Below are 12,640 nucleotides of genomic sequence, written 5' to 3'. Positions count from 1 at the left end.
TAGGTTTTGCAAAAATGAAGCCAACTTTTTAGCAATGTCAATTTTTTCAACATTTCACAACATAACTGGCAGCAATAATGAGATTCTCTTAAGCTAAAGCAATATTTGATTACATTTAAGAGCATTCACGTGAAAAAAAATCCTCAAACAGCGCTGATTCATGCACCACGAAAGGCCCCGCAATATATCTCCAGTATTCAACCTCCCCTGTTTCGTGCATCCACCATCATCTTTAACAATACTGATGCCCTATTTAATCGCCACTGGACTGATGACTATGACTATAGCTATGGCACGCATGGTACACCGACGACATTTACCTTAGGCGATAGCATTGCCCAGATCGAAGGCGGTCAATATTGCTTGCTGGCACCGAGTGGTTTATCCGCGATTAATCTCGTGAATTCTTGTTTTTTAAGCCAAGGCGATGAAGTGTGGGTTGCAGATAATATCTATGGTCCAAACATGGAACATTTACGTAATCTGGAAACCCGCTATGGTATTCAGGTCAAAGTCTATAATGCGATAGATGCGGATACTTTTCAGCCCTCGGAAAAAGCCAAACTACTTTGGCTTGAAGCGGCGGGTTCCGTGACTTTAGAATTTCCCGATTTAAGTCGCTTGGTCAAGAAAGCTCAAGCTAACAACATTCTCACTGCGCTGGATAATACCTGGGGTGCAGGTCTTGCCTTTAATGCTTTTGATTTTGGCAATGAACACTTAAGTGTCGATATGACCGTGCATGCCCTGACTAAATATCCAAGTGGTGGCGGTGATATCCTGATGGGTTCAGTGGTTACGCGCAATAAAGAACTGCACCACAAGTTGTTCCGTGCGCATGCCATTCAGGGTATTTCAGTATCAGGTGATGATGTCGCTCAGGTACAACGAAGTCTGGCATCGATGCAACTCCGATATGAACATCAATCACAAAGCTGCTTAACTTTATTAGACTGGCTCAAACAGCAACCAGAATTTGTTCAGGTCTTACATCCGGCTGATACTGACAATGCTGGCCATAAAAACTGGAAAGAAATTTGCAAGCAAGGACACAGTGCCGGAGTGGTCAGCGTGATTTTTGACAATAACTACAAGTTGCAAGATATTCGCAATTTCTGTGACAGCTTAAAACTGTTTAAGCTTGGCTTTAGCTGGGGTGGTCCTGTCAGTCTGGTCATGCTATATAACTTAAAAGAAATGCGTGTGCTTGAACATTCACATTTGAAGGAGGGTTTTCTGGTTCGTTTCTGTATTGGTCTGGAACATCCGGAAGATCTGATTGAAGATATTCAGCATGCACTACAAGAAATGAAAAAACTTAAAAATGAATAAATAACAACAGGAAAATTTATGGGTACACCAATCATTATTGCAAAAAAAACCAGTGATACTACGCAAGATATTGTACTGCACTCACAGCTTGCCAACCGTCACGGACTGATTGCCGGCGCGACCGGAACCGGCAAAACGGTAACCTTGAAAGTTTTGGCAGAAAACTTTTCTCGCATTGGTGTACCCGTGTTCCTTGCCGATGCCAAAGGCGATGTTTCCAGCCTGGCCAAGCCAGGCGAAAGTAATCCTAAGTTTGATGAACGTATTAAAAGTCTGAATATTGATTCGATTCCTTTTGAAGCTTCGCCGGTCGTATTCTGGGATCTGTTTGGTGAACAAGGCCATCCGGTCCGTACTACGATTTCTGAAATTGGGCCACTCTTGCTTGCCCGCATCCTGAACCTGAATGACACGCAAGAAGGCGTTCTCTCGGCAGTCTTCCGAATTGCCGACGATCAGGGCTTGTTACTGATCGATTTTAAAGACCTGAAAGCCATGCTCAGCTATGTCAGCGAACATGCTGCAGACTTTAAAGCGGAATATGGCAATCTCTCCCCCGCCAGCCTCGGTGCGATTCAACGCAATTTATTGGCACTTGCAGATCAAGGCGGGGATAAATTCTTTGGCGAGCCAGCACTCGACCTGATGGATTTCCTGCAAACGGATAGCCAAGGCCGCGGCAATATCAATTTGCTGGCTGCCGACAAGCTGATGAATACACCGAAGTTGTACGCCACTTTCCTGCTATGGATGCTGTCAGAGTTATTTGAACAGTTACCAGAAGTGGGTGATCTGGACAAACCGAAACTGGTGTTCTTCTTTGATGAAGCCCACCTACTCTTTGATAATGCCAGCCCCGCCCTGCAGGAAAAGATTGAACAGGTGGTGCGTCTGATCCGCTCCAAAGGTGTGGGGATTTATTTTGTCACCCAGAATCCACTGGATTTACCTGAAAGCGTATTAGGACAACTCGGCAACCGTATTCAGCATGCTTTACGCGCTTTCACACCTAAAGACCAGAAGGCAGTCAAAACGGCAGCAGATACCTTCCGTGCCAATCCAGAATTTAAAGTGCAGGAAGCGATTACTGAACTTGCTGTGGGTGAAGCGCTGATTAGCTGTCTGGATGAAAAAGGGACTCCACAGATTGTGGAACGTGGCTGGATCATGCCCCCACATTCTTCTTTTAGCTCAATTACACTAGAAGAACGTAAGGCACTGATGCAACAAAGCATTGTCGCTGGTATTTATGAGCAGGAAGTTGACCGTGACAGTGCACATGAGATGCTGCAGCAAAAAGTACTGGAACGTCAGCAGCAGATTCAAGCCGCGGAACTTGCCAAGCAGCAAGCCAAGGAACAGGAACGTTTGGCACGTGAACAGCAAAAAGAAGCTGAACGTGCAGTCAAGCAACGTGAAAAACTCACACAGGATATTGTGGGTACCTTTGCCAAAAGTGCAGCACGTAGTCTGGGTGGTAGTACCGGACAGAAAATTGTGCGTGGTCTATTAGGTTCCCTCTTCGGGCGCAAATAACCTTCCTTTCTCCGATCGAAAACATCATTTTTATGGGATATTTTTATATCCCATAATTTTTTTATGGTTTTATGCTTTTACTATATTGTAAAAGCGCTTTATAAGATGTATTTTAAATACATCTTATAAATAACAGCCATGAGAGATCAACTATGACTCCACAGCAAATTGACCTTGTAAAAGCCACTGTTCCTGTACTTCGTGAAAATGGGGTCGCCCTGACCGGTTATTTCTATAACCGCATGCTAGGCAATAATCCTGATTTGAAAGAAACCTTTAACATGGGACATCAACGCAGTGGAGCTCAAGCACAAGCCTTGGCAGGTGCGGTTCTGGCTTATGCTGAAAATATCGAAGATCCATCTGTGCTGTTACCCGTGGTTGAGCTGATCGCACACAAGCACGTGAGCTTAAACATTAAGGCACCGGACTACGGTATCGTTGGGGAAAACCTTTTACATTCGATCAGTGAAGTGCTGAACATTTCGATGGATGATCCACTGATTGATGCTTGGGCTACAGCGTACGGTCAACTGGCGGATCTGTTCATTGCCACTGAAAAAGCGATCTATGATCAGCATGAACAGACTAAAGGCAGCTGGTTAGGCTGGCGCAACTTCAAGATTGCCAAGAAAGTCGTGGAAAGTGACGAAATCACTTCTTTCTACCTGGCTCCAGTCGACGGCGGTCCATTACCAAAATATGAAGCCGGCCAATACATTTCAGTACGTGTATTTGTACCTGAGCTGAACCTGAGACAGCCACGCCAATACACCCTGTCAACTTGCCCACAAGCGGATTACCTGCGTATTTCCGTGAAACGTGAAGATCAGAAAGGCGACATGGTTCCAGGCTGGGTATCGAATACTTTACATAGCCTTCCAGAAGGTTCAGAAATTGAAGTCTCTGCACCAACAGGTAACTTCTACCTGATCGATCCGAACAAACGTAATGTGTTTATCAGTGGCGGTGTAGGCCTGACTCCAATGGTGGCCATGCTAAACCAGCTGGTGACTCTGGACATGCCACAACCTGTGACTTTCATCCATGCCTGCCGTAGCAAACAGGTTCATGCGATGAAACAGCATATTCATGACCTGAAAGCCAAATATCCACGTTTAAGCACAATGACTGCTTATGAATTCCCGCACCCAAGCGATAAACTGGGCGAGGATTATGATGTTGCCGGTCGACTGGACTTAAGCACTGTAGATAGCGCATTATTACCAGCCAATGCAGACTACTATCTCTGTGGCCCAATGCCATTTATGGCTGAACAGCAAAAGGCGCTTGTCGCTCGCGGAATTCCTGCTGAGAACATTCATAGCGAAGCCTTTGGCACAGGTGGTGTACGCCACTAACTGCTTCTTCAGCTTAAAATAAAAACAGAGGGTTAGCCTGGTATGCTAGACTAACCCTAATTTTTTTCATCAAAAACATCAGTATTATCATGCAACTGAATAAATTTACTGACTATGCGCTGCGCATACTGATGTATGTTGCACAACCCCGCGATCTGCCTTATACGATTGCCGAGCTGGCGGAGCGCTTACAGATTTCACAGAACCATGCCATGAAAATTGCCTACTTTATGGCGAAACAGGACTGGCTCATTACCTCTCGCGGTAAAGGCGGTGGAATCCGTCTTAATCCGGCTGCCCTGAAAGTTCAGCTAGGACAGATTGTGCGTATTCTGCAACGTGACAACCAGATTGTGGAATGTAATGATCCACCCTGTGTATTACGTACCAATTGCGGATTAAAAGGCATTCTGGATCAGGCTGTGGAGCAGTTCTACACCAGTCTGGATCAATATATTCTGGGTGATGTCGTTGAACCGACCAAGGAACATTTTAGTATCCAGTCACCAATTAGCCTGATCAATCTCTAATACCCTTATTCTATTGGGCAATTCTAAAGTTCGCTTGCCCGCCCGACTTCCTTTATAATAGCTTCTTGTATAATTAGTCATTGAAGTTGAGCCATGCATCACAGCAGAGGAAAGTCGAAAAACAGTAAGGCATCAAATGCCCCAAAGCAAAAGATCAGCTATGAAAAAAAGGTCGATCCAGCCATTACTGAATATTCGGTACAAGCCCTCAACTGGTTACGCAAAGCTGAGTTCCTGATGAGTGCACCCAAGCTCAGCTTGTGTGTAGAAGATACCGGTTATGAGGTGGCTTTTGCTGGCCGTTCCAATGCGGGTAAATCGAGTGCCATCAATGCCCTGACCAATCAGAAACAGTTGGCCCGTGCGTCCAAAAAACCAGGCCGTACCCAGATGATCAACTTCTTTAGCCTTGGCAATCCGGATCAGCGCCTAGTCGATTTACCGGGTTATGGTTATGCAGCGGTCCCAGAAGCCATGAAAATTGTCTGGCAGAAAGAACTGGAAAACTATCTGATTCACCGCAAGAGCCTGCAAGGTCTGGTGTTGCTGATGGATATCCGTCATCCGCTACAACACTTTGATGTGATGATGCTGGAATGGGCGTATTCACGTAAATTATTCGTACATGTGCTGCTGACCAAAGCCGACAAGCTGAACCGTGGCCCCGCTTCGAAAGCGCTACAAGAAGTGAAAGTCAAACTGAAAAAGATGAAGCTGGATTTCTCGATTCAACTATTCTCTTCTCTAAACAAGCAAGGTCTGGAAGAACTGGCCAGTGTGATGGGCGGCCGTTTGAACTTCACTTTGAATCAAACACCTGAATTTGATCTGGACAGCATTCCTGAAGCTTCAATGCATGATTTAAATGAAGCTGATGAACCAATTGAATTATTAGAAGATGAAGATGAGACCAACAGCGCTCATGAAGTCACTGCCAGTGAACTGAATGATCTGGATGCACCTGTGGAAGCCGATCCAACAAAGATTGTCGAACAGGATCCACAAAAATAAGCCGAATGTGTTTCATCGGATAAAAGAATGTCCCGTATTGCCTGCCGCAATTCGGGATATTTTTTTCATACTGTCTTGATCAAGCAGTGATGGATTCACACCATGTCTTTACTTTCGCGCTTCAAAACAACAAGAATTGGCTCTTCCATTTCCTATTTTATCCAGCCTCGCAAAGTCAGCTTTGAATGGCAAGACACTCCAGTCGACTGGATTCCTGATCAGCCCTTTGCCAGTTACTTCGTCAATGAAATTAATAATATTCTGCCCGCGGGTGAACTCTGGTTCTGCCGTTTATATAACAAAGTCCTTCCCCAGATCACTGACGAAAAATTAAAGCATGATGTGCAGGCATTTATCCGTCAGGAAGCCATGCATGCCCAAGCGCATAATTCGGCCAATAAAGAATATTTATCTGAACGTCAGATTGATATCCAGCGCAATCTGCACATCATGCATTTCCTATTTAACAAGCTCCTAGCCGATCATCCATTCGGTCTCAAAATTCCTAAAATCTTAGAACACCAATGGGATCTGTTCCGTCTCGGTATCATTGCGACGATAGAACACATGACCTGTGTCCTGGGTAAATACGCACTCTACAATACTGAATGGGAACGTCTGGGTGCTGATCCGAATATGCTGGATCTGGTGAAATGGCATGGTGCTGAAGAAATTGAACATCGTAGTGTGGCTTTTGATTTATATCGTCACCTAGGTGGCGGCTATATTGCCCGTTATTATCTAAGTGTGGTGGTCATTATTGGTGTAATTGGCCTTTGGGTGGATGGTGCTGCACATCTGTTATCGCAGGATTCACGTTTCAAGCAGTATAAGCCAGCCGTATATAAACCCTGGATCTGGAAAGAATGGTTGCGTATTTCCCAGTCAGATAACCGCCTTCTGCCTAACCCGCTGTGGTTAGTATCCCAACAGCTCGGTTATTTAATGCCTTGGTATGATCCGGTGCATGAAGGCAGTACCGATGATGCGCTGCATTATCTCAACCATTCACAGGCAGCCAAACGCGCTACTCTCAAAGTCGCTTAAGCTTGCCTGTTATTACAATTTCTAACAGCAGGGATCGCTTCCCTGCTTTTTATTTGTCCTAAGATAGAAATATAACAATCATAATCAGGAGGGACTTATGCAAGCACGGATTTCTGTGATTACCCTCGGTGTGCTCGATCTGGAAGCTTCACTACGCTTTTACCGTGACGGACTGGGTTTTCCCAGTGAAGGAATTATGGGTGAAGAGTTTGAATATGGCGCGGTGGCTTTTATTCAATTACAATCTGGTCTTAAGCTTGCCTTATGGCCACAGCGTAGTATCCAGCAAGATACCGGTCTGGAGCCAAGCCCAATCTGTCCGACGCAAATGACTCTGGGGCATAATGTTTATAGTCCCTTAGAAGTCGACCAGGCAATGGCACAGGCTGAACGTGCCGGCGCTAAAATTATTAAACCTGCACACACGACTTTTTATGGCGGATATGCAGGTTATTTTCAGGATCCCAATGGTCATCTCTGGGAAATTGTCTGGAACCCGGACTTTGACAAAGATTAAACCGGCACTTCAGGTTCTCGGGTATGGCGGTCCACCACTACACTAATCATCATATCACCCTGTACATTTACCACAGTACGTACGGTATCCAGCAGACGGTCAATCGGAAGTAGAATCGCAATGGCTTCTGCCGGCAAACCCACTGATTGCAGCACCATGATCATGGTGACCATGCCAGCGCTTGGAATGCCTGGTGCACCTAGGGACGCAATCATTGCCGTGGCACAAACCACTAGTTGCTGACCTAAGGTTAGATCCAGTCCCATCAGATTGGCAATAAACAAAGCTGCGGCTGCTTCATAAAGTGCTGTTCCATCCATATTCAGCTGCGTGCCAAGAGGAATTACAAAACCGGCTGTTTGCGGACGTACGCCCAGATTTTCCTGCGCGCATTTTAAAGAAATCGGCATGGTTGCCGAACTGGAACTGGTGGCAAAGGCGGTAATTAATGCACTACGGGTGCCTTTAAAAAAGGTTAGCGGATTCATTTTTCCGAAGAGCCATAGTAATAACGGCAACACCACTATCCCATGGAAAATCGTAGTGCCTGTCACCACTGCCGCAAACTCGGCCAGACGGCTCAGCACTGAAATATCTTCAGTGGCAATTAACTTGGCGAGTAATGCAAAAATCCCAATCGGTGCCAGTTTCATGATCCAGCCAATCATCAACATCATGATGTCAAAAAACTGGTGACTCAGCTTACGCACAGTACGGAAGCTGTCTCCACCTGCGACCAGCGCCACACCGATAAACAGAGCAAAAATCACAACGGCCAAAACATTGCCATCAGCAAAGGCCTTAAAGGGATTGATCAGGGTATTCTGAATAAAATTAGTAAAGAAAGACGACGGCGTTAAAGTATCAGGAGTCTGATGCTGAGCCATAGCATCCTGAAACATCACCACATCCACACCTCTCCCCACATTAAACAGATGCGCACAGGTTAGCCCTAAAATCAGTGCCAATGAGGTGGTGGTCACACAGCACAGCAAAGTAATTTTCCAGGTTCGACTCAGCTGCCCCCCCGCCTGCAGATTAGAGACCCCAACCACAATTGAGGTAAAAATCAGGGGAATCAAAATCATTTTCAGCAGGCCAATAAAAAGGCTGCTGGCAATTCCAATCCCGTACAGGCCGACATCAAAAAATGTGCTTTGCGGAAATAAAGTCAGTAAAAATCCAAACAGTACCCCCAATACGGCGGCAATTAAAATCTGCGTATTTAAGCTCATTTCACATGCATTTTTAATATTGATCTTAAGGGCACTATGCCATGCAAGTGCTGGAGAATCGAGTAATTTTTTATAAAGAGCCGTGCTTAAAAATGTATAAAGCCGGATCTGGGATCCGGCTTTATTTAAATTAAAAGTATGCTTTACTGGGTTTCAATTTCACGTAAACGGATCAGGCCTTCTTGTGTGGTACTGCAGACCAGCTCACCATTTTGCCACATGCGGCCAAAGTTCAGACCACGTGAACTGGCACTTTGAGTAGCATCCATGTCGTATAACATCCATTCATCTACCCGGAATGTTTTATGGAAATACATGGCATGATCAATACTGGCACATTGCAAGCTTGGAGACAGATAACTTAAACCATGCGGACGCAGCGCTGTGGTCATTAGGGTAAAGTCCGAATAGAAAGCAGCAATCGCCTGATGCAGGGAAATCTCATCCACTTCTGCAGCAATCTTTCCATGAGTACGGATATAGTGCGCATAATTTGGCGCTTCCGGTTGCGGCTGGAATGGATTCACTGGCATTACAGGGCGAATTTCGACATGACGGTCACGCATGAAAGAAGCACGCACATTTTCCGGAATAAATTCAATAATCTGCCGGGTGAGCTCTGCTTCATTTTTCAGGCTTTCTGCTGGTGGATACTCAGGTTCTGAAATCTGATAGTTCAGACCTTCTTCCTGATGCGCAAAGGAAACCATACACATGAAGATAGTACGGCCATGCTGAATGGCACGAACCTGACGGCTGACAAAGCTTTTTCCATCACGGATACGATCCACTTCATAAATGATCGGTGCATTGACATCGCCACCAAACAGGAAATAGGCATGCAATGAATGCGCAGGACGATCTGTAGTATAAGATGCAGCACGTAGGGCCTGTCCCAGAACCTGTCCACCAAATACGCGCTTGCCTACCAGATTACGGCTAATTCCCCGGAAAATATTTTCTTCTAACTTTTCTAAACTGAGCAGCTCGACCAGTTCCTGTGTTAAGGCATTCATAAGCAACCTGTGTGATATTGGCAAGATCCAGAAGTGTAGAAATAAATCTATACAATTTATTCTGAATATTCTGCCATAAAATCCAAGCAATCTTCTAAAGATTGATTGACTGTTCTGTCAACTGGTCTTGCAACTTACTAGGAAAAACATCTGCTTTCGCGCTAAAATTGAACCACTTCGATTGAATTTGTCAGAAAATGACATATTGTTTGTTTTTATAATCAATCAAAATAAATTCCCTCAGAAATTCTGTAGTTTGGTCAGTAAAATTAGGAGTAACTATGTCCAAGAGTGGCTTTGGTCAAATGTATCGCAAGCTTTCAAGTAAGCTACTTGATCTTGTGGTCACCCCGCATGTTCTTGGGGAAGTACCAAGTGAAGTGACAGCTCCTACTGCTGACCAGACTCCGGCAGCGCAGCAGAAAATCGTCTGTTATATCTTGCAGAATCATTCACGCAGTAATGCATTGGTGGTCGATGCGGAAACTCGCCGTTTAAACATGCCGCCTGCGCTCGACCCTCTACAGATTGGTGACAGCAAGGAAAAGGCTTCGGTTCTGTTCCTGCAGCATCATGATGAGAATAATCTGCTTAGCTCACCACCACATGCTTTTCCTCCACGCCTGTTACGCCTGATTGAAGTCCTAGAAAAAAATCCCGAACTGGATGTGGAACTGGTACCGGTGACTGTACTTTGGGGTCGTGATCCTGAAAAAGAAGATTCTTGGTTCAAGCTTTTATTTACCGATACCTGGTCTACGCCAAGCCGGGTCAAACAGCTGGTCAATATCGGTCTGCATGGTCGCCAGTCTTATCTGGAGTTTCATGAGCCACAATCTTTGCGCGCCCTCATGGAATTTGCCAAAGAAACTTATCCAAATTCAGCGCCAGCGACCTATATTGTCAGCCGTCTGAATGACTATTTGGATGCACAGCGTGAAGTGATCCTCGGCCCTGACCTGTCAGATCGCCGTAATGTGATGCATGGCCTGATTAAATCTCCGGATGTACAGGCGGCTATTCGTAATGAAAGCATCCGCAGCAAAATCAGTATGCTGGAAGCAGAACGTCGTGCGATTGGCTATCTGAATGAAATTGTATCGGACTACTCTCACTCTACCGTACGTTTCGCCGATAAAGCCCTGACCCGTTTATGGACCCAGCTCTATGACGGCGTGGAAGTACATAATTTCAGTACCGTGCGTGAACTGGCCAAAGATTATGAAATTGTCTATACGCCATGTCACCGCAGTCATATCGACTATTTATTATTGTCTTATGTGATTTATCGTCGTGGTCTGATGGTGCCTTATATTGCGGCAGGCGATAACCTGAACATGCCATTTGTGGGTCAGATCTTACGGGGTGGTGGTGCTTTCTTTATCCGTCGTACCTTCCGCGGTAATGCACTCTATACCACCGTATTTAAAGAATATCTGTATAGCGTGCTGTCGCGTAATACTCCACTGGAATACTTTATCGAAGGTGGCCGTTCACGTACTGGTCGTCTGCTGCCACCAAAAACCGGCATGCTGGCGATGACCGTACATGGTCATTTACGTGGCAAAGCTAAGCCAATTGTCTTTGTTCCGACTTATATCGGCTATGAACGCCTGATGGAAGGTGGTACTTATGTCGGTGAGATGAATGGCAAGCCGAAAGAAGCAGAATCTATTTTTGGCATCCTGAAAACCTTGCGCAAAATTGAACGTATTTTTGGCAAGGTCCATCTGAACTTCGGTGAACCGGTATTTCTGGATGACATCCTGAAACAGCATGGTGCAGAACATATCAAAATTGAAAAGAATGATGATCCGATTCCGCAGCCAGTATCCGACGCAGTCAACAGTTCTGCCCAAGCCATTCTGGAAAATATCAACCGTGCAGTCGTGGTGAATCCGGTTTCACTGCTGTCACTTATTTTATTGGCAACACCGAAACATACGCTGGACGAAGAAATCTGTATCAAGCAGCTGGATACCTACCGTAATCTACTGGTGGCTTTACCTTATGATGAGCGTATGCAAATTACCTCACTTTCAGGTAAAGAGATTATTGCCTATGCAATGAAGCTCAAGCTGATTAAACGGGTGAAACACGTTCTGGGCGATATCATTGCCATTGAAGATAATCAGGCCGTATTGCTGACTTATTTCCGTAATAACATCGTGCATAGCTTTGTATTGCCGTCCCTGATTGCGGCACTGGTAGAACACAATGGCATGATTCGCCGTGAAGATGCGATCAACGCTAGCAGTACACTCTATCCATTCCTGAAAGCTGAGCTATTCCTGAAATGGAAAGAAGACGAAATTCAGCAACATGTTGATGCTTATATCGATGCTTTACTTGCAACCAATCTGATCAGTGCAGATGGTGAAAATCTGGTAGCGCCAGCACCGAATACTGAAGCGCATCACCAGCTTGAAGTTCTGGCTGCTCCAGTAACCCAAAGTCTGGAACGTTACTATATGACACTGGCTTTGATCACCCAGCGTGGCCCAGGCAATATTTCAACCCGTCAGGTGGAAGAACTGAGTCATCTGGTGGGGCAACGTCTTTCTGTACTGTATGAATTCAACTCACCAGAATTCTTTGACAAAGCCTTATTCCAAAGCTTTATTAAGGTTCTGACGCAAAAAGGCTATATTTGTACCAACGAAGACAATGCCATTGTCTATGATGAGCAGCTGACCAATGTTGCGCAGTATGCAGATCTGGTACTGGATGAAGTGAAGCTGCAAATGCTGCATCACATCACCTCCTTTACCGATGAAGAGTTGAAAGAAGCACTAGATGCGGTTGCGGCTGAACAAGCCAAGAAACGTGCGAAACGCAAGAAAAAGTAAAGTTTACTTAAAGAAAAAGAGAGGTTTTGGCCTCTCTTTTTTTGCTTGAGAATTAATAAAAATGATAAATATTCCCTCTCCTTTTAGGAGATGAGATACCGTCTTGGTAGTCAATCAGGTTTTGAGATTATTCGACCACTAAATAATCTCTTTGATAGGCAGTCTGATGTTTTAAAACGCCATAACACAGATGTATAAGCTTGCGC

The 12,640-nt window shown here is 45.1% G+C and carries 10 protein-coding genes; 8 read left to right on the top strand and 2 right to left on the bottom strand.

The genetic code is table 11. From position 1 onward, the window contains the following. The first annotated feature begins 129 nt into the window (after positions 1-129). The 7 genes from FTV14_RS09085 (at position 130) to FTV14_RS09055 (ending at position 7,334) form a co-directional block, all read left to right on the top strand. On the top strand, positions 130-1,332 hold the full coding sequence (locus tag FTV14_RS09085; RefSeq protein ID WP_180053801.1) for a PLP-dependent transferase: 1,203 nt from the start codon (positions 130-132) through the stop codon (positions 1,330-1,332). An 18-nt stretch (positions 1,333-1,350) separates the two neighbouring features. Continuing rightward, positions 1,351-2,868, top strand: a complete 1,518-nt coding sequence (locus FTV14_RS09080) for a helicase HerA-like domain-containing protein (protein ID WP_180053800.1) — start codon at positions 1,351-1,353, stop codon at positions 2,866-2,868. Positions 2,869-3,020: 152 nt separating this feature from the next. Then, a complete protein-coding gene (hmpA, locus tag FTV14_RS09075) occupies positions 3,021-4,229 on the top strand; it encodes an NO-inducible flavohemoprotein (RefSeq protein WP_180053799.1) in 1,209 nt (402 codons plus the stop codon). An 89-nt stretch (positions 4,230-4,318) separates the two neighbouring features. Continuing rightward, positions 4,319-4,759: an Rrf2 family transcriptional regulator gene (locus tag FTV14_RS09070; RefSeq protein WP_004786937.1), complete on the top strand. Its 441-nt coding sequence runs from the start codon at positions 4,319-4,321 to the stop codon at positions 4,757-4,759. 93 nt (positions 4,760-4,852) lie between these two features. Then, positions 4,853-5,770: a ribosome biogenesis GTP-binding protein YihA/YsxC gene (gene yihA, locus FTV14_RS09065; RefSeq protein ID WP_180053798.1), complete on the top strand. Its 918-nt coding sequence runs from the start codon at positions 4,853-4,855 to the stop codon at positions 5,768-5,770. A 102-nt stretch (positions 5,771-5,872) separates the two neighbouring features. After that, a complete protein-coding gene (locus tag FTV14_RS09060; protein WP_166135540.1) occupies positions 5,873-6,817 on the top strand; it encodes a metal-dependent hydrolase in 945 nt (314 codons plus the stop codon). Between the two features lie 97 nt (positions 6,818-6,914). Next, entirely contained in the window at positions 6,915-7,334 is a 420-nt protein-coding gene (locus FTV14_RS09055; RefSeq protein WP_180053797.1) for a VOC family protein, read from the top strand. Here FTV14_RS09055 and FTV14_RS09050 read toward each other — a convergent pair. Beyond that, a complete protein-coding gene (locus FTV14_RS09050; protein ID WP_180053796.1) occupies positions 7,331-8,569 on the bottom strand; it encodes a dicarboxylate/amino acid:cation symporter in 1,239 nt (412 codons plus the stop codon). The genes FTV14_RS09055 and FTV14_RS09050 overlap by 4 nt on opposite strands. A gap of 143 nt (positions 8,570-8,712) precedes the next feature. Continuing rightward, positions 8,713-9,585 (bottom strand): acyl-CoA thioesterase II, encoded by an 873-nt coding sequence (locus tag FTV14_RS09045; protein ID WP_180053795.1) that lies wholly within the window; start codon positions 9,583-9,585, stop codon positions 8,713-8,715. A gap of 281 nt (positions 9,586-9,866) precedes the next feature. Here FTV14_RS09045 and plsB point away from each other — a divergent pair, with 281 nt between their 5' ends. Beyond that, positions 9,867-12,434, top strand: a complete 2,568-nt coding sequence (gene plsB, locus FTV14_RS09040) for a glycerol-3-phosphate 1-O-acyltransferase PlsB (RefSeq protein WP_180053794.1) — start codon at positions 9,867-9,869, stop codon at positions 12,432-12,434. Positions 12,435-12,640: the final 206 nt, after the last annotated feature.

The sequence above is a fragment of the Acinetobacter sp. YH12236 genome, from assembly GCF_013417645.1.
Classification (GTDB): Bacteria; Pseudomonadota; Gammaproteobacteria; order Pseudomonadales; family Moraxellaceae; genus Acinetobacter.
This window is presented reverse-complemented; position numbering and strand designations above follow the sequence as displayed.

Coding starts and splice junctions, on each gene's coding strand:
- FTV14_RS09080 (WP_180053800.1), top strand. CDS start 1,351: ATGGGTACACCAATCATTATTGCAAAAAAAACCAGTGATACTACGCAA.
- hmpA (WP_180053799.1), top strand. CDS start 3,021: ATGACTCCACAGCAAATTGACCTTGTAAAAGCCACTGTTCCTGTACTT.
- FTV14_RS09070 (WP_004786937.1), top strand. CDS start 4,319: ATGCAACTGAATAAATTTACTGACTATGCGCTGCGCATACTGATGTAT.
- yihA (WP_180053798.1), top strand. CDS start 4,853: ATGCATCACAGCAGAGGAAAGTCGAAAAACAGTAAGGCATCAAATGCC.
- FTV14_RS09060 (WP_166135540.1), top strand. CDS start 5,873: ATGTCTTTACTTTCGCGCTTCAAAACAACAAGAATTGGCTCTTCCATT.
- FTV14_RS09055 (WP_180053797.1), top strand. CDS start 6,915: ATGCAAGCACGGATTTCTGTGATTACCCTCGGTGTGCTCGATCTGGAA.
- FTV14_RS09050 (WP_180053796.1), bottom strand. CDS start 8,569: ATGAGCTTAAATACGCAGATTTTAATTGCCGCCGTATTGGGGGTACTG.
- FTV14_RS09045 (WP_180053795.1), bottom strand. CDS start 9,585: ATGAATGCCTTAACACAGGAACTGGTCGAGCTGCTCAGTTTAGAAAAG.
- plsB (WP_180053794.1), top strand. CDS start 9,867: ATGTCCAAGAGTGGCTTTGGTCAAATGTATCGCAAGCTTTCAAGTAAG.